At 65.9% G+C, this 17103-nt stretch carries 14 protein-coding genes and 1 pseudogene; 7 read left to right on the forward strand and 8 right to left on the reverse strand.

Features of this window, described 5'->3' with window-relative positions:
* Nucleotides 1-8 precede the first annotated feature (8 nt).
* From hisS to clpB, 5 genes and pseudogenes are all read left to right on the forward strand, one after another.
* The gene (gene hisS / locus OXH60_01145) at nucleotides 9-1268 is read left to right on the forward strand and encodes a histidine--tRNA ligase (protein MDE0710725.1); all 1260 of its coding nucleotides are present in this window, start codon (nucleotides 9-11) and stop codon (nucleotides 1266-1268) included.
* On the forward strand, nucleotides 1261-2343 hold the full coding sequence (gene prfA, locus OXH60_01150) for a peptide chain release factor 1 (GenBank protein ID MDE0710726.1): 1083 nt from the start codon (nucleotides 1261-1263) through the stop codon (nucleotides 2341-2343). Before hisS ends, prfA begins: the two co-directional genes overlap by 8 nt.
* Nucleotides 2344-2351: 8 nt before the next feature.
* On the forward strand, nucleotides 2352-3200 hold the full coding sequence (gene prmC, locus OXH60_01155) for a peptide chain release factor N(5)-glutamine methyltransferase (GenBank protein MDE0710727.1): 849 nt from the start codon (nucleotides 2352-2354) through the stop codon (nucleotides 3198-3200).
* A gap of 207 nt (nucleotides 3201-3407) precedes the next feature.
* Nucleotides 3408-3647, forward strand: a pseudogene (locus OXH60_01160) (DUF4167 domain-containing protein).
* Nucleotides 3648-4469: 822 nt separating this feature from the next.
* Nucleotides 4470-7031, forward strand: coding sequence for an ATP-dependent chaperone ClpB (gene clpB, locus OXH60_01165; protein ID MDE0710728.1), 2562 nt, complete (start codon nucleotides 4470-4472; stop codon nucleotides 7029-7031).
* Between the two features lie 53 nt (nucleotides 7032-7084).
* Here the strand turns inward: clpB and OXH60_01170 are convergent, their stop codons facing one another.
* The 3 genes from OXH60_01170 to pip form a co-directional block, all read right to left on the reverse strand.
* Nucleotides 7085-9826, reverse strand: coding sequence for a M23 family metallopeptidase (locus OXH60_01170; protein MDE0710729.1), 2742 nt, complete (start codon nucleotides 9824-9826; stop codon nucleotides 7085-7087).
* Nucleotides 9827-10082: 256 nt separating this feature from the next.
* Nucleotides 10083-11015, reverse strand: coding sequence for an alpha/beta hydrolase (locus OXH60_01175; protein MDE0710730.1), 933 nt, complete (start codon nucleotides 11013-11015; stop codon nucleotides 10083-10085).
* Nucleotides 11016-11020: 5 nt separating this feature from the next.
* Nucleotides 11021-11974, reverse strand: a complete 954-nt coding sequence (gene pip, locus OXH60_01180; protein MDE0710731.1) for a prolyl aminopeptidase — start codon at nucleotides 11972-11974, stop codon at nucleotides 11021-11023.
* Nucleotides 11975-12105: 131 nt separating this feature from the next.
* On the opposite strand from pip, the gene rpmE reads away from it, so the two are divergent.
* Entirely contained in the window at nucleotides 12106-12327 is a 222-nt protein-coding gene (rpmE, locus tag OXH60_01185; GenBank protein MDE0710732.1) for a 50S ribosomal protein L31, read from the forward strand.
* Here the strand turns inward: rpmE and OXH60_01190 are convergent.
* Genes OXH60_01190 through OXH60_01205 form a run of 4 tightly spaced genes read right to left on the reverse strand, consistent with a single transcriptional unit; the run spans nucleotide 12296 to nucleotide 15137 of the window.
* Complete coding sequence (locus tag OXH60_01190) at nucleotides 12296-12808, reverse strand: acyl-CoA thioesterase (protein ID MDE0710733.1); 513 nt, start codon at nucleotides 12806-12808, stop codon at nucleotides 12296-12298. The two genes, rpmE and OXH60_01190, sit on opposite strands and share 32 nt — an antisense overlap.
* Entirely contained in the window at nucleotides 12805-13605 is an 801-nt protein-coding gene (locus tag OXH60_01195; protein MDE0710734.1) for an alpha/beta hydrolase, read from the reverse strand. Before OXH60_01195 ends, OXH60_01190 begins: the two co-directional genes overlap by 4 nt.
* Nucleotides 13602-14897: an O-acetylhomoserine aminocarboxypropyltransferase gene (locus OXH60_01200; protein ID MDE0710735.1), complete on the reverse strand. Its 1296-nt coding sequence runs from the start codon at nucleotides 14895-14897 to the stop codon at nucleotides 13602-13604. The genes OXH60_01195 and OXH60_01200 overlap by 4 nt, the downstream gene beginning before the upstream one ends.
* 51 nt (nucleotides 14898-14948) lie before the next feature.
* Complete coding sequence (locus OXH60_01205; protein MDE0710736.1) at nucleotides 14949-15137, reverse strand: DUF1192 domain-containing protein; 189 nt, start codon at nucleotides 15135-15137, stop codon at nucleotides 14949-14951.
* A gap of 103 nt (nucleotides 15138-15240) precedes the next feature.
* Between OXH60_01205 and OXH60_01210 the strand changes: the two genes are divergently transcribed.
* Nucleotides 15241-16239 carry an NAD(P)H-quinone oxidoreductase gene (locus tag OXH60_01210; protein ID MDE0710737.1) on the forward strand — a complete coding sequence of 333 codons (999 nt, stop codon included), beginning with the start codon at nucleotides 15241-15243 and terminating at the stop codon, nucleotides 16237-16239.
* A gap of 138 nt (nucleotides 16240-16377) precedes the next feature.
* On the opposite strand, the gene OXH60_01215 is transcribed toward OXH60_01210, so the two are convergent.
* Entirely contained in the window at nucleotides 16378-17103 is a 726-nt protein-coding gene (locus OXH60_01215; protein ID MDE0710738.1) for a DsbA family protein, read from the reverse strand.

Consider the following 17103-nt stretch of genomic DNA (forward strand, 5'->3'; position numbering starts at 1 on the left):
AGAGCGTCATGGCTAAAGGATTGCAGCCGGTGCGCGGGACCCATGACCTGTTCGGAGACGACAAACGCCGATTTGACCACATCGTAGCCGCCGCCCGGTCGGTCGCCGCCACCTACGGCTATGCGCCGATGGCGACGCCGGCGTTCGAGTTCACCGAGGTGTTCCGCCGCACGCTGGGCGAGACTTCCGACATCGTCACCAAGGAGATGTACACCTTCGCCTCTGGTTCCGGCGAGGAGGTGACGTTGCGCCCGGAAGGCACGGCTCCGGTGGCCCGCGCCTTAGTTTCGGGCGGACGGCTGCAGGTGCTGCCGGCGCGGCTGTTCTACGACGGGCCCATGTTCCGGCGCGAGCGGCCGCAGAAGGGCCGGATGCGCCAGTTTCACCAGGTCGGCATCGAGTTGATCGGCGAGCCTTCGCCGGTGGGCGATGTCGAGGTGATCGCGGCCGGTGCGCGCCTGCTCGAGCGGCTCGGGCTGACAGATTCCGTCACCTTGCATCTCCACACCCTGGGCAACGGCGCCAGCCGCGACCGTTACCGAACCGCGCTCATCGCCTACCTCGACCGGCACCGCGCAAGCCTGTCCGCCGACTCGCAGCGGCGGCTGGACCGGAACCCGCTGCGAGTGCTGGATTCGAAGGCTCCGGAGGATCGCGAGGTCGCGGACAAAGCGCCGCGGCTGCTTGATTACCTCGATCCGGACTCGGCCGGGTTCTTCGCTGAAGTCCGGTGCCAGCTCGACGCATTGAACATCAGCTACGAGATCGATCCGCTGCTGGTGCGGGGTCTCGACTACTACATGCATACGACCTTCGAGTTCGTCACGGATCGGCTCGGGGCCCAGGGCGCCGTCCTGGCCGGCGGCCGCTACGACGGTCTCACCGAGCGGATGGGCGGGCCTCCCCTCGCCGGGACCGGCTGGGCAGCGGGAATCGAGCGTCTCAGCATGCTGACCGGTGACAACTTGCCGGAGAGGCCCCGGCCCATACTTGTTGCCCGCGTTTCGGAGGACGCCACGACGCAGGCGCTCCAGTGCGCCGAAGCCCTGCGAGATGCGGGCCTACCCACCGAGCTCGCATTGCAGGGAAGTCTCAAGCGTCAGCTGCGACATGCGGACCGGATCGAGGCCCGGGCCGCCGTTCTCCTAGGGCAGCGCGAGCTCGAGGCGGGCGTGGTCTCGGTGCGGGACCTGGACTCCGGGGACCAAACCGAGGTTCCGTTTGTGCGGCTTCCGGGCCACGTATTGGAGATGATCGACGGTGGTTGAGCCGGGCCTTGAGGATGCATTCGAAGGGATCCTGAAGCGCCGGCGGGAGCTCGAGGCGGCGCTCGGCGACCCCGCCCTCAACCATGACCGTCGGGGGCAGATTGCGCGCGAACATGCCCAGCTCCAGCCGATCGCCGAGAAAATCGACGAGTACGCCAGCCTCGCGACGGAGCGCAGCGGGCTCGACGAGATCCTTGCCGACCCGGACACGGACCCGGCGCTGCGGGCGCTTGCCGAAGAGGATCACGCCAGGATCGAAGCAAGCATCGACACCTGCGGAAAGGACATTCGCGAGCTCCTGGTGCCGGCGGACGAAGCCAACATGCGGGACGTCATCCTCGAGGTGCGAGCCGGCACCGGTGGCGATGAGGCCGCCCTCTTCGCTCGCGATCTCTTCCGCATGTACGAACGGTACGCCGAAGCCCACAGCTGGAAGTTCCGGATCCTCTCCCTCAGCGAAAACGCTCTCGGCGGAGCCCGTGAGGCGATGGCGGAAGTGGTGGGGCGGGGCGCCTATGGCCGGCTGCGGCACGAATCCGGCGTGCATCGCGTGCAGCGGGTTCCCACGACGGAAGCATCGGGGCGCATCCACACGTCGGCAGCGACGGTGGCCGTCCTTCCGAAGGCTGAAGACGTCGACTTAGTCATCGAGCCCGGCGACCTCCGGATTGACACCTTCCGCGCTCAGGGCGCGGGCGGCCAGCATGTCAACAAGACCGACAGCGCAGTCCGGATCACGCATCTTCCGACCAATACGGTCGTGGTGTGCCAGGACGAGAAGTCGCAGCATCGGAATCGGGAAAAGGCGATGAGCGTCCTGCGGGCTCGCCTCTATGAGCAGGAACGCCGCGCGCAGGAACAGGAACAGGCGGACCAGCGCAGGACCCAGGTCGGCTCAGGGGATCGCTCCGAACGTGTGCGGACCTACAATTTTCCGCAAGACAGGATTACCGACCACCGGATCAACCTCACGGTGCATCGCATCGATCAGGTGCTGAGCGGGGAAACGCTGGACCGGCTGGTTGAGGCCCTCATGGCCGAAGAGAAACGCCAGCGACTGGCCAGCGGCGCCTGACCAACCCCGTGCGCCTCACGGTCGAAGCGGCGATTCAGCACGCACAGACCGTGCTGCGAAATGCAGGAATCGACGGTCCGAGGCGGGAAGCTCGCCTGCTGGTGGGGCTTGCCACGGGTGTGGACGCCTTCCTCGCCTCCGAAACCCGGTTGTCGTCGGACGCCGCAGGACGGCTTGAAGTGTTGGTCGCGCGGCGTGCGGCGCGCGAGCCCTATGCGCACCTGGCTGAAGAGCGGGAGTTCATGGGGTTGCGTTTCTTTGTGTCCGGAGCGGCACTCATCCCTCGGCCGGAAACAGAATGTCTCGTCGAAACCCTTGTCCGGGACCGGCCGGCGCGGCACGTCCTCGATCTCGGCACCGGCACCGGGGCGATGCTGCTGTCGCTCCTTGACCAGTGGCCCAACGCGCGCGGGATTGGCGTGGATCGATCCGTGGCGGCACTAGCCGTCGCCGGCCGCAATCTAGCGGCGCTGGGACTCCGTGGCCGCGCCTTGCTGCTGGCGTCCGACTGGACCGGTGCCCTCCGGGCTGTCCCGACCTTTGACCTGGCGGTCTGCAACCCGCCCTACGTACGGACCGATGAGTTCGGGACCCTGGATCCCGAGGTGCGCGACTACGAGCCGCGCCTAGCCCTTGATGGAGGTTCGGACGGCCTTGATCCCGTGCGAGCACTGCTCCCCCGGCTTTTCCGGGTGCTGGAACCCGGCGCCCGTGCGGCGTTCGAGACCGACCCACGCCTATGGGAAGGCCTAGCGACGCTCGTGGAGCGGTATGGCGGGCGCGACATCAGTTGCGTCCCGGATCTGGCCGGCCACCGTCGCGGCCTGATTGCACGGTTTCCGGGTTTGACGAGCTGAATCCGCCGCTCGAATCATCGTCGTCAACGGATCGCATCTTCATGTATAGTACGCGCAATTGGTCCTCGTATCGGTGCTGGCCGAATTGCTGTTGAACGGCCCCGCGTACTTCCGATCGACTCGTGTTTTGCCAAATGCACGTGCCTCGCGCACGGACCATGCAAGCAGACTCATTCTCAAGACCCAACAGGAGTAGCACGACCCCACATGTACGACCGACCTAAATCTCCCGCTGGTCCCCGCCGCCATCGCGGTCGGCCCCAGGCTCGACGCGGCAGCGGTCCAAACCAGACGTTCGAAAGCAACGGCGGCCCGGGCATCAAGGTGCGGGGATCGGCTCGCCAAGTTGCGGATCGTTACCACGGCCTGGCTCGCGACGCGCTCTCGTCCGGGGACCGGGTTGCCGCGGAAAACTTCCTGCAGCACGCCGAGCATTACCAAAGGATCCAGGCCACGCTGAACGCACCTGCACCGACCAATCCGGTGCGTTCCAATGGCCGCGCCGACCGACGTCACGACGGGGACGCCCGGCCCCAAAGCGAAGAGCCCCTCCCGGCCGACGGTCCCTTCCGCTAACCAGCCGCCTGGCGACCGCGTGATCACCTGGATGCCGCGGCGTCCATAAACCAGCGATGCCGATCCCGGACGGCGTCCGCCGCCTGTAGCCACGCCAATTCCGGCTGTCGGTCCGGCGACGTGTCGTCTGACCGTATCGCCTCGGCACGAACCGGCATCTGCGCCCGCACGTGCAACGGCCCAAGGGCACCGATTGGAGGCGTCGCGGGGATGGAACCGCCACCCCCACGGATCGCTGGCTCAGCCAGCACCCCGTAGATGCCTGGTGAACCCCGGTGAGCGGATCAGCCGCTCGATCTTCGACGAGGACGCTCGCCCGTTCCCGCCGACAAGGCGTGGTTCGGAACACGCACCGGCGTCGAGTTTACGAATAGATGGGAAGTCCGCCCGCAGCTCTGGGCGTGTGGTCCGCACCCGGCGAGATTCCGGCCCCGAGCCGACGGCGGGTCCGTTGGAAAATTGCTGCCCGCTCGGTTCCGCAGCCTTCGGAGCGGGCGCCACAAGACATGGTCGATTTCCCTTGACGGAACGGGAATCACCCGCGCAGCGATCGTACCGATCGGTCGGTCGGACGCCGGCCGGGCTTTCCGAAACCGCTTCACGTTGCGAACGGGCCAAGCCTCCCCATATGAAAGACGCGGCTCCTGAATGGCTGCACCACGTGCTGCAAGTCGGCACACAAGGGAAACTCGTATGGATCTTCAGTCGCTGAGCGAACGCTGCCAGGGCTTGGTGCAGTCCGCGCTGACACGCGCACGGGCCGCCGGCCACCAGTCGTTCGTTCCGGAACACCTGCTTCGGGAGCTGCTGTCCGACCCGGCCGGTCTGGCAGCCAACCTCATGCGAAGCGCAGGTGCCTCCCCGGAACAGGCGCTGGCGGGGTGTGATGAGCGGCTCGCGGCACTGCCGATCGTGGATGGACCGGGGGCCGGGCACCTCACACCACATCCCGAGACGTTGCGGGTGTTGGAACAAGCCAATAAAGCGGCGACGGCCGCGGGCGACCGCTTCGTCACGGCAGAACGCCTGCTGGCCGCGCTCGCCGTACTCAAGAACTCCTGGTCCGCCCGGATCCTGTTGGCCGCGGGTCTTGAGCCGTCCCGCCTGGAAGCGGCGATCGAACAGCTTCGCAAGGGCCGCACTGCCGACAGTGCGCAGGCGGAAAGCGGCTACGAAGCGCTCCGCCGGTTCACCCGAGACCTCACGAGCGAGGCCAGAGAGGGGCGCGTGGACGCCGTCATCGGACGCGACGAGGAAATCCGACGCGTCATGCAGATTCTTTCGCGCCGCACCAAGAACAATCCAGTGCTGATCGGCGAGCCGGGGGTCGGGAAGACGGCCATCGTGGAAGGATTGGCGATGCGGGTTGTCAATGGGGATGTTCCGGAAGCCCTGCGCGACGCCCGCATCTTCTCACTCGACCTCGGTGCCTTGGTCGCCGGCGCGAAGTACCAGGGCGAGTTCGAGGAACGACTGAAGGCCGTGCTGGCCGAAGTCGAACATGAGACCGGCATTGTCCTCTTTATCGACGAGATGCATACCCTGATCGGCGCCGGCGCGCCGTCCGGTTCAACCGACGCATCCAACCTCCTCAAGCCGGCGCTCGCGCGGGGCGTACTGCACTGTGTCGGAGCCACGACGCTCGACGAGTACCGAAAGCACGTGGAAAAGGACGCCGCGCTCGCGCGCCGCTTCCAGCCGGTGTACGTGGCCGCGCCGTCCGTTGAAGACACCGTTTCGATCCTGCGAGGCATCAAGGAGAAATACGACCTTCATCACGGCGTGACGATTTCCGATGCGGCGCTGGTCGCGGCAGCAACCCTCTCGGACCGCTACATCAGCGACCGCTTCCTCCCGGACAAGGCCATCGACCTGGTCGACGAGGCCGCCTCCCGAAAACGCATGGAACTCGACAGCAAGCCGGAGGCGCTGGACGAGCTTGATCGCCGGATTGTTCAGCTGAAGATTGAGCGTGAAGCGCTCCGCAAGGAGAGCGATTCCCGAGCCGCCAAACGCCTCTCAAAACTGGAGGACGAACTTGCGGAACTCGAGGAGCGGGCCTCGGAGCAAAAGGCCGAGTGGGTGGCATCCAAGGACGTCATGGCCGCCAACCACAAGCTCAAGGAGCAGCTCGACAAGGCCCGGTCGGAACTGCAGCTGGCCCAGCGGGACGGCAACCTGGCCCGAGCCGGCGAGTTGGCGCACGGAGCGATCCCGACGCTGGAGGCGAGGCTGGCCGAGTCGGATCAGAAAGGTGCCGGCAGCTTGACCGGGACGGCCGTCCTGGATTCCGATGTCGCGTCAGTCGTGGCGCGGTGGACCGGCATTCCCACGGAGAACCTGCTCGCGAGCGAAGCTGAACGGCTGGTGCATCTCGAATCGGTACTGCAGTCTCGGGTCGTGGGACAGGACGATGCGCTGAGCGCGGTCGCCAACGCCGTCCGACGTGCCAAGGCAGGCCTGCAGGACCCCAATCGACCGCTGGGATCCTTTCTGTTCCTGGGCCCGACCGGCGTCGGCAAGACAGAGCTTGCCAAGGCGCTGGCGGAATTCCTGTTCAGTGATGAGCGTGCGCTGCTCCGGTTCGACATGTCGGAGTACATGGAACGGCACTCCGTGGCTCGGATGCTGGGCGCTCCGCCGGGGTACGTCGGCTACGAGGACGGAGGCACGCTTACGGAAGCCGTGCGGCGGCGCCCCTACCAGGTCATCCTGTTCGACGAAATCGAGAAGGCGCACCCGGACGTCTTCAACGTGCTGCTCCAGGTACTGGATGACGGGTGCCTGACCGACGGCCAGGGCCACGTGGTCAACTTCCGGAATACGCTCGTGATCCTGACCTCGAATCTCGGCAGCCAGTTCCTCGGTGACGATTCAATGGAAGCCGAGGCCAAGCGGCTCGCCGTCATGGAGGCGGTCCGGGCCCAGTTCCGGCCCGAGTTCCTGAACCGGCTCGACGAGATCATCCAGTTCCGCAGCCTCGCAGAAGAGCACATGGGTCGAATCGTCAACATCCAGCTTGACCGCCTCATCAAGCGAGCGTCCCGGCAAGACCTCGCGATCGACGTAACCGAGGGCGCGCGCGAGTGGCTGGCACGGCGAGGCTACGACCCGGCGTACGGTGCCCGGCCGCTCAAACGCGTGATCCAGCGCGAAGTCGAGAATCCGCTCGCGGCGCTCGTGCTGGCCGGCGGCATTCGCGAAGGCAGCCCGGTTCGCGTGTCATGCGACGGGGACTCGCTGTTGCTGCAATAAGCAGCTTCGAACCAAGCCGGGGGCAATCACGCCCGGCCCAGGGCGGAGCCCCTTCAGTTGAAGGCGGCGCCGCCCGCCGACGGACGGACGGCCAACCGAGCGGCCCCCGGACCGAAGTCGTTCCAGGCTTCGTCAATGTGATTGCGCTCGCTCAGGAACGCCACGAAGCTGTCCCCTTCAAGGAACACGGGGCTCGGCAGGTCGATGCTCTGCGGATTGACCTGCTTGTTCCGATACAGAACCTCGTAGTGCAGGTGCGGGCCCGTAGACCGGCCGGTTGAACCGACGCGTCCGATCACCTGCCCCTGTGTCACGCGCGTTCCCTGCTGGAGACCCTTCGCGTACCGGGATAAATGCGCGTAGGCCGTCTTGTACTCGCTGTTGTGCCGGATCCGGATGTACTTACCATAGGCACCGTACCGTCCGATCCGCTCGACCACTCCGTCCCCTGCGGCATAGACGGGCGTGCCGGTCGGCGCGGCAAAGTCCATACCCCGATGCATCCGATTGAAGCCCAAGATCGGATGACGGCGCATGCCATATCGCGAGGAAATGCGCGCTCCGTCGATCGGCGTGCGCATCAGGGCCTTGGTAGCGCTCCGGCCCTCGCCATCGAAGTAGCCTGCCGGCGCGTTCACAGGATCGAAGTAGTACAGCGAGCGTTTCTCGCCACGAACAACCATGGCCGCATACACGATCCGCCCGTGGTCGACCATCTTGCTGTCGACCACGTGACCCTCGTACATGACCTCGACTTCGTCGCCGGGCTGCAGATCCCGCTGGAAATCGACGTCGAAACTGAATAGTCGCACCAGTTGCTCCAGTACCGGGAGCGGCAGCCCCATGTGGCTGGCAGCTTGGTACAGGCTGGTGTCGATGGTGCCGACGGTGCGATTGAACACGACATGAAATGCGCGTTCTACCCGGTGGGTGACGTAGGCACCGTCCTCGAGAACTGCTTCGACGCTGCGCAGTGGATCCAATTGTATGGAGAACCCTTCCAGCGGACGAGCTCCCTTGTCACCGGCGCCGACGGCGACGTGCAGAACCTGCCCGATGTCGAGCGTTCGGGGATCGAATTCCCCGCTGATGGCCCGGACTGCCTTGTCAACCTGCAGTCGGTTCGCACCCGTGCCAACGAGCATCTTGGCCAGCGTGTCGCCCTGCCTGGCCGCGACCTCGAAACGTTCCACGTGGTCGCCATCCGGTAGGCTGGAAAAGGAGCGGACCGGGTCGGCATCCAGCGACGGGTCGGGGCCCAAGTCGGCGGCGATTCCCTGCTGTGGCTCCGGTGCAAGCGCCGCGAGCTGCACTTCCGCCTGCGCGGTATCTGTCCAAGCCGCCTTGTATCGACCGCGTGAGTCCCTGAGGACCAGAACGCCGCGCTTTTTCTTTGCCAAGGTTTCCAGGAAAAAGCCCGACAGCGGCTCGTCTGCGGGTGCACGGGGGTAGATCAGCTTCTGGCCAGGCTGAAGCCGGTCGACGCGACCGACTTTTCCGAAGGCGGCTGCCGCAGCGTGCGCGTGGGTCCGCCGTTCCCCGATTCCGGCCAACACGGACAGCAGGAAGTCTCCCGATCGGATACGGGTCTGTTCAAGCGCGTTTTGCAGTCGCTCTTCTTGGACCGCAGCCTGTTGGTCTTCGAGGTCCCGTGGCCATGCCCGACTTGCCAGACGTTCAGCCGTGACCTCGACCTGCGCCCAGTTGACCCGCTGCGCCGTCCATTCGCCCGTCGCGGTGCGCGCCACCAAAACCGCCTTCCTGCGGCGGTCGGAAACCGCAAAGTACGTTACCGCACCGCCCTCCAGACCGTACGAAAAATGCTGGCCGGCGATAATGGATGTCGGCCGCTTTTCCCTGGCGAAGGCGCGTACGGCGCCCCGAATTTCGGTGAGCGACATGCCAGCTCGCTGCAAGTGCAGGCCCAGCGTGTCGCCGCGCTTGAAGGTCTCGTCGACGCGGCGGCCGATCCCCCTGGGGGCCAGGCGATCGCTGATGCCGGCGAATTCGTCGGCCTGGCCGGTCGGCGTTGCACTTGTTGGCTCGACCGGAGGCGGAGGCGGGGCAGGCTCGGCCGCAGCCACGTCGGCCACCGGGCGGAAGACACCGAACGCATCGCGACGCATGTCCGCATTGCGCCCGCGGTTCGGGAGCGCGACCGCCTCCAGGACGGTCTTTCCGTCCTGAACCGAAAATTCGACGTCGATCGGTTCACCGATTGCCAGTCGGCGCAAGTTGACATGGTTCCGCAGACCCGTCGCGGCACGGTGAGCGTCATCACGCGTGGCGCCGGCCCGCAACAGCGCCATGACCAGGTTATCGCCCCGTCTGAGCTCGAGCCGCCTTGATCCCGCGCGCGCCGTCTCTGGCGTCGTGCCGACGGCGGCTTCAATCCAGTCGGCCGCTTCCTCATCTACGTAGACGCCGCCACGAACCCGGTCGCTCTCGCCTTCCCGGACAGCTACGACCGACCGTCCGCGACGCAAGGGAATGGCAACCGCGCGCAAGGCCGAGTCGCCGACAATCGGTACCGACCGGTACAGGATGACAACCTGTCCGGCAGCCATGCGCCGCAAGTTGAGATGACGCCGCAACGTGCGGACAAAGAGCTCACCTTCTACTCGAGAGATTCCTTCGCGCGTAAACAGTCGCGACAGAGTTTCGCCGGGGGCCAGCGCATCCGAGTGCACGGCCATGCCATCAATGTTGGTGAGCGGCTCGCGCGCAGAAGTCCCTGTAGCAACCAGTACAGACGCAGCAAAAACAACAGCAATCAGCGGGACCTGGATACGCATGCGAAGTCCGGGCAGGCAACACAAACGCGGGCGCACGGCCCAGGTCCGAGCAAACACCTGAACCATCGTCTAAAGCCCAAATCGATCATGCGGATACGAAAGTGTCGTGTCAACGGGTCCACAACGGCTCAGCAGGTATGCGGGGGAGCTGGCGCAGGCTTGTCGCTGGCCACGTGCACGGGGCATGGGAAACGTCATTACGGTTCCCGGCCAGCCGCCGACTGCAAGGCGGCGCCGGCGCCCGCACCCGTCCCCATCATGGCGGACCCGGCGCCTCCGCATGAACGCGTTCAAGGAACGCCAGCATTCGGTCGTTCGCGAGGTCCGGCTGCTCAAAATGCACGAAATGGCCCGCCGACTCGGCCACCTCGATCGTCAGGTTTGAGAAATAATCTTCGAGCCCGTCGGTCCACTCACTCCGCAATACGGGATCGTGTCGCCCCCAGAGAACGTAGGCCGGGACGTGGATGACCTGCGGGGCCGGCGCCTCACCCGCAATTGCGCGGCGGCGCTCCTCCGCGATCGATCGGTACCAGTTGAAGCCGCCTTGCAGCGCGCCCGGCTGCATAAAGTTGTCGACCCACGCCTCCAGGTCTTCATCGAACGCATGCGGATCATGGCTCCAGTGACGCAGAAAATGCGAGAGATAGATGCGGCAGGTGTCTCGACTGGTGCCTACGAGTTCGGCCGACCATTCCATCTGGTGAAACGTCTGGTACCAAATCTCACGGAACTGCCCGTGCTGCAGCCAGCGCCCGCCGATGCCGTCGTACGGGCAGTTGAAGAAGAACAGGCCTCGCAGGCGCTCCGCATGCGCGCGCGCCAGCATCTGCCCCACAAACGCCCCGACGTCATGCCCGATCACGGTGAACGCGCCGGCCCAGTTCGCGCCATCCGTTCGCCCGCCCAGATGATCGGCAAGAGCCAGCAGGTCATCCGCATACGCCTGCGGCGCACACACGTGCCCGGGTTTCGAACTCCGGCCGAAGCCCCGCAGATCAGGCGCCACCACGTCATAACGCTCCGCCAGGGCCGGAAGATTCTTCCGCCACGTGCGGCTGAATTCGGGCCAACCGTGCACCAGCATGACCGGCGGACCGTGGCGGTTGCGGCTGCGAAGAAAATGGAGCGCAACTTCCCCGAGCCGGACATCGTGGCGTGTCCAGGCGTGCGTCTCATCTGCGTGCATGACCGTTATCCGTACCGCACGCCGAGCTCGGTGATGGCGGTGGTCAGCGCATTCCGGATCGGCGGCTCCGTTCCGGCGTGTCCAGTGCCCGGCACGACCGTGAGCTCCGAATCAGGCCACGCCCGCGCGATGGCGGCCGCGGCGGCAGGCGGACACAGCAGGTCGTACCGTCCCTGCACGATTCGCCCGGGAATCCCCCGAAGCCGGTCAGCGTTCCGCACGAGCTGATCGGGCTCCAGAAAGAAATCATTCTTGATGTAGTGCCATTCCACATACGGCGTGTTCGGCCCTTTCCCGTCATCGGAGCCAGGCCCCCGGTCGAGCCGGGCCGGCAGCTTCGGCTCCGGCGGCGTAATCGTCGAGAGGGTCCCTTCGTATACGGCCCAGGCGTCGGCAGCGGGCAGATGAATTCTTGGGTCCGGATCTTCAAGCCGTCGCCCGTAGGCGCGGATCGGGTCCTCCCTTTCGCGTTCGGGCAGCAGGTCCCGAAACGCCGCCCACAACTCGGGCCGGAAGATTTCAGCCGCACCGCGAAACGCCCATTGGCACTCCTTGCGAGTTCCCAGGAAGACGGCCCGGAGGACAATCCCGAGAACTCGCTCAGGAAAGGCCTGTGCGTAGGCGAGCGCCAAGGTGCTTCCCCAGGACCCCCCGACCACCAGCCATCGTTCAATGCCCAAATGTGTGCGGACCTGCTCCAGGTCGGTCACCAGATGCGCGGTGGTATTGGCAGAGAGGCCTCGTTTCGGACGTGAGCGGCCCGCACCGCGCTGATCGAACAGCACGATCCGGAAACGGGCAGCATCGAACAGTCGCGCGTGGGCCGGCTGACAACCGCTGCCCGGCCCGCCGTGCAAGTACACGGCCGGGATTCCGCCTTCACTCCCGTACGTCCGCACGTGCAGTACGTGCCCCTCGCCCACCGCGAGGTCCGCCTGCTGGCTGCGATCGGTGTCCACTACGGCACCCTACGCGAAAAAACCGGATCTGTGCGGACTCGACGCCTTCGGCGGCACACGGGTTGTCCAGCCGTAGCCGATCCGGTATTTAGGCTTGAATTCTCCCGCCTGCAGTTGCGATGGTCGAGGCCATGAAGAAGGATATTCACCCGGATTATCACGAGATCACCGTGGTCATGACCGATGGAACCGAGTTCGCGACACGGTCGACATGGGGCAAACCTGGGGACACCCTCAAACTGGACGTGGATCCGCTGACTCATCCCGCGTGGACCGGCGGTCCGGTGCAGCTGCGCGAGTCCGGCGGCCAAGTGGCGCGATTCAACCGTCGGTTTGCCGGACTGAAGTTGTAGGCCCCGCGCTCAGTTTTTTCCCCGCTCCTTCGCTGCCTGCCATCAGGCGCTGGACGGCGGCGAGAATGCCCGCCGGAACCGCCACCGTCTGCTCTTGACGTTCTCGGGCCACGAACACGTGGACGAAATAACCGATTGCGGCGGGGTCAGGATCGCCACGTCGGAATAAGCCGATATCAAAAATAAGGCTCTTCCGCCCGACATGTGCCGCGCGGACCCCGGCATCAACAGGATCGGGATATCGAAGCTGCTTGAAGTACCGGCACCGCGTCTCAGGCGTGATGCCGATGGCCTCCGACGTGGCGGGATCCCACCCGGCATCCTCCGCGTAGAACCTGTTTACGACCGTGTCAAACAGCTGATAGTGCACCACATTGTTCATGTGGCCGTAAATGTCGTTATCACCCCACCGGGTCTGGAGCTCCCGCCAGTACGGGTAGTGCGCGCGCAGTGCCTGCGGCTCCGGGGCGGCCGTATTCATGGTTGCGCTTCAAAGGCCGTCCGGACCGCCTGGAGTGTCTGTTCGGGCGCCTCGATCATCATCATGTGCCCGCACTCCGGAATTTCCTCGAACACGGCGCCGGGAATGGCGAGACTCAACTTCCGACCGGCCCGCGCCGGTGTCATGCGATCATCGGTGCCGCTGATCACCCGCGTCGGCATCGTGACAGCTGCAGCTGCAACCGGACCCTCTTCGTAGGCGTTGCAAAGGGCAAGCGCCGCATGCAGTGTGCCGGCCGGGGCACGCGCCAGCAGACGGAGCGCGCCGCCGGTCATCCACATCCCCGGATTGCGCCCGCCTCCCAGTCGCGCAGCGGCAGCGTGCCCCCATTCCGTCATCATCGCTGCCGCTGCGGTCGGTCGGTCGGCAGCCGCCTCCAGAAGATTCGGGTGCACGGGCATGGCCGGCGCCGCCCCGAACAGGGCCAAGGCGCTAACCCGTTCCGGATGCCGGCGGGCGCTTTCAAGCGCCACCAGGGCGCCCATGCTGTGGCCGGCCACGCAGGCGACGCTGGCCCCGAGTTCCGACAACACGGCCATGGACCAGTCGGCGAGATCGGCGACCGTCGCCGCGGGCGGTCCGTCGCTTCGACCGTGGCCGGGAAAATCGGGCGCGCAGACCGCGTAGCCATGGTGGGCGAACCACCGCGCCGGAAGACTCCACACGCTGTGGTCCATCCCAGCACCGTGCAGGAGGACAACCGCCGGCATATCGGGCTCGAACGGTCGGCCACCGTCCGCCAGGTAGACTGCCCGTCCGGCTACCCGAATCTTCATGCGCGTGTCGCGGCGTCCAGCCCGCGCTTGAGATCGGCCTGCAGGTCGTCAATGTGCTCGAGACCCACCGACAAACGGACCAGCCCTTCGTCCACGCCCGCCTCGCGCAGGCCAACCTTGTCGAGCTGCGCGTGCGTCGTGCTGGCCGGGTGAATCACCAGCGATTTCGCGTCGCCCACGTTGGCGAGGTGCGAGAACACGGACAGTTTGGCGATCAGTGCACGTCCCCCATCGCGTCCCCCAGGCGCGCCAAACGAAATGATGGCGCCGGGGCCACGGGGCAGCAGCCGCTCGGCCAGCGCATGGTCAGGGTGCGATTCGAGGCCCGGCCATGCGACCCAGGGCACGTCCTCCCGGGCTTCCAGCATCTCGGCCACTGCCCGGGCGTTCGCCACGTGGCGGTCCATGCGCGGCCCCAGGGTCTCGACTCCGAGCAAGATGTAAAACGCATGCTGGGGACTCATGCAGGCTCCGAAGTCACGGAGCCCCTCGGCTCGGGCCCGGGCGGCAAATGCAGCCGGACCGAATTCGTCGGCAAAGCGGATGCCATGGTATCCGGCATAGGGCTCAGTGATCGTGGGATACCGCCCGCTCCCCACCCAGTCGAAATTCCCGCCGTCGACTAGGGCGCCGCCGATGGCCACGCCGTGGCCGCCGAGAAACTTTGTCGCCGAATGCATCACGATGTCGGCGCCATGTTCGATTGGGCGCAACAAGTGCGGGGTTGCAAACGTGTTGTCGACGAGGAGCGGGACCCCCGCCGCATGAGCGATGTCGGCGACCGCCTCTAGGTCCAGCACTTCGAGGCCCGGATTGCCAATCGTCTCGGCGAAGACCAGTCGAGTTTCCGGCCGGATGGCCTTGCGCATCGCGGCGTGATCCCGCGGATCGACGAAGGTGGTCGAGATCCCGAAGCGCGGAAGAGTCAGGTCCAGCAGGTTGCGGCTGCCGCCATACAGGGCGCCGGAGGAGACGATGTGATCGCCGGCGGACAACAAGGTCGCGATTGCCAAGTGGAGCGCCGCCTGACCGCTCGCGGTACAGATGCCGGCGACACCCCCTTCGAGCGCTGCAAGGCGTTCTTCCAGAGCGGCAACCGTCGGGTTGGAGATGCGGCTGTAGATGTGCCCGGCGCGCTCCAGGTTGAACAGCGACGCCGCGTGGTCGGCATCCTCGAAGACGTAGCTGGTGGTCTGGTAGACCGGCTGGGCTCGGGCGCCGTACTGCGGGTCCGGGCGCTGGCCCGCATGCACAGCAAGGGTGTCTAGGTGGTAGTCGCCAGTTCTGGACATAAAGAACTCAGGTCAGCAGCGTGAACAGGGAATGCCTGGCCGGCCCAGCGGTCAGGACCGGAAAACCTGCTCGGCGGCGGCAGTGGCCCGTTGTTTCCGTTCCAGCTCCTGCTGCGTGCGCGAACGTTCCCGGTCGAGTTCGACCAGGTACTGCTTCAGTGCGTCAACCGAGAGCGGTTCCAAGTTCCGCGGGAAATTGGCCGCGGGCTTCGGGACCAGGATGTCGTCTTCCATCGCCATCAGGGCACTTTACCCACAGGTGCCGGCAGCCGCCAGAATGCGGGTAACAACTGATATTCGTCTGGCATACTGCGCGCTTCATCAGCCATTTCGGACAACTTTGATGGTCCTTCCCGTCCAGATGGATGCAATTGAGGTCGTTGCGCCCGGCGGTCCGGATGTACTGGTCCCGTGCCGACGGCCGGTCCCCGAACCCGGCCATGACGAAGTCCTGATTCGGGTGCAGGCGGCTGGCATCAACCGCCCGGATGTCATGCAGCGGCAGGGATTGTATCCGGCGCCGCCGGGGGCGAGCGACCTGCCGGGGCTTGAAGTTGCGGGCGAGATCGTGAAGGCCGGGGCCGGTGTCGACCGTTTCTCGGCGGGCCAGTCGGTCGCAGCGCTCGTGGCAGGAGGCGGCTACGCGGAGTACTGCGTCGCACCTGATGCTCAGGTGCTGCCGGTACCGGACGGTGTTTCCGTCGCGGACGCTGCGGGATTGCCTGAGACGTTCAACACGGTCTGGGCCAATGTGTTCGAGCGCGGGCGCTTGCAGGCCGGCGAAACGTTGCTGGTGCACGGCGGCGCCTCGGGAATCGGCACGACCGCCATCCAACTCGGGCGGGCGTTTGGGGCGCGGGTGTTCGCAACCGCCGGCAGCGACGATCGGGCGCGGGCCTGCGAGGGTCTCGGTGCGGAACGGGGAATCAATTACAAGACGGAGGATTTCGTCGCGGCAGTCCTCGGAAGCACCGGCGACGCGGGCGTCGACCTGATATTGGACATGGTGGGAGGCGCCTATTTCGCCCGGAACCTCGATGCGCTGAAGGTCGAGGGGAGACTGGCAATCATCGCCTTCCTCGGCGGTTTCAAGGTGGAAGCGAGCCTGCTCCCGCTCCTGCAGAAGCGGCTCACCGTCACCGCCTCCACCCTCCGTCCACGCAGTGTCGCCGAGAAGGGCCGACTACGGGATGCATTGGTCGAGCATGTCTGGCCCTTGTTCGTCACGGGGCGCATCCGGCCGGTGACGGCCCGCACGTTCCCCCTCCATCAGGCGGCCGCCGCTCACCGGGAAATGGAGGCCGGCAGCTGCGTCGGGAAAATCCTGCTGACGGTCGATTGAGACGCCGACGACTCGCGATGTTCCGGCAGCACGCCCTCACCGCACCGCTCGTGGCGGTCACCTGAGCGAAAGCTCGGCGAACCGGGGCCGGCCGGGTCCAGTTCCGCAGCGGCCCGGACCCGCCGACGCAGACCTTGCTCAGCCGGGTCGGGCGGCCGAGATGGCGCTCCGAAGTGCCTCCTCGTCGAGCCAGCCCGGATAGGCCTTCTGGTTGACCAGGAAGAACGGCGTCCCCTGAACCCCGACGGCCTCGCCGACCGCGGCGTTGCGCTCCAGAGCGGCCACGATTGACGCGTCCTCCATGTCCCGCGCTAGTCGCACGACATCAAGGTCGATTTCCGCGGCGATCTCCATTACCCGGGTGTCCGTCAGCGCTCCGCGATGCTGCATCAGCGCGCGGTGGAGTTCGAAATACGCACCCTGCTTGTCGGCAGCCAGAGCCGCAAGCGCTGCCGTCCGGGAACTCGGGGCGAGGATCGGGAACTCCACGAAGACGAAGCGTACGTCGGTCTCGCTGTCCAGGACCTGAAGGATGGCGTCCATCGACCGCTTGCAGTAGCCACAGTTGTAGTCAAAGAACTCCACCACCGTGATGGCGTCCGAGCCCGCGGCACCGACCGCCGGCGAGCCTTCCACGATGGTCTCGTAATTGGTGGCAAGCGCAGCATCCTGCTGTCGCTTGGCCTCTTCCGCCAGCCGCCGCTGGTGCTTTTCGACGGCTTCGTAGATGACGTTGGGATTCTCGTTCAGGTACTCGCGGACGATCGTTTCCACGTCTTGCCGGTTCAGCTCGGCGGCCCCAAGCGGGCCACCGAGGAGCGCTGCAAGAATCAGCGCGCCAAGCGCAGCGAAGGTTCTCAGCAT

The organism is Rhodospirillales bacterium (genome assembly GCA_028824295.1).
Classification (GTDB): domain Bacteria; phylum Pseudomonadota; class Alphaproteobacteria; order TMED109; family TMED109; genus VXPW01.

Excerpts from the sequence above, each read along its gene's own strand:
- OXH60_01200 (MDE0710735.1), bottom strand. The coding sequence starts at position 14,897 with ATGTCCAGAACTGGCGACTACCACCTAGACACCCTTGCTGTGCATGCG.
- rpmE (MDE0710732.1), top strand. The coding sequence starts at position 12,106 with ATGAAGAAGGATATTCACCCGGATTATCACGAGATCACCGTGGTCATG.
- OXH60_01205 (MDE0710736.1), bottom strand. The coding sequence starts at position 15,137 with ATGGCGATGGAAGACGACATCCTGGTCCCGAAGCCCGCGGCCAATTTC.
- clpB (MDE0710728.1), top strand. The coding sequence starts at position 4,470 with ATGGATCTTCAGTCGCTGAGCGAACGCTGCCAGGGCTTGGTGCAGTCC.
- OXH60_01190 (MDE0710733.1), bottom strand. The coding sequence starts at position 12,808 with ATGAATACGGCCGCCCCGGAGCCGCAGGCACTGCGCGCGCACTACCCG.
- OXH60_01175 (MDE0710730.1), bottom strand. The coding sequence starts at position 11,015 with ATGCACGCAGATGAGACGCACGCCTGGACACGCCACGATGTCCGGCTC.
- OXH60_01210 (MDE0710737.1), top strand. The coding sequence starts at position 15,241 with ATGGTCCTTCCCGTCCAGATGGATGCAATTGAGGTCGTTGCGCCCGGC.
- OXH60_01170 (MDE0710729.1), bottom strand. The coding sequence starts at position 9,826 with ATGCGTATCCAGGTCCCGCTGATTGCTGTTGTTTTTGCTGCGTCTGTA.
- OXH60_01195 (MDE0710734.1), bottom strand. The coding sequence starts at position 13,605 with ATGAAGATTCGGGTAGCCGGACGGGCAGTCTACCTGGCGGACGGTGGC.
- OXH60_01215 (MDE0710738.1), bottom strand. The coding sequence starts at position 17,103 with ATGCTGAGAACCTTCGCTGCGCTTGGCGCGCTGATTCTTGCAGCGCTC.
- hisS (MDE0710725.1), top strand. The coding sequence starts at position 9 with ATGGCTAAAGGATTGCAGCCGGTGCGCGGGACCCATGACCTGTTCGGA.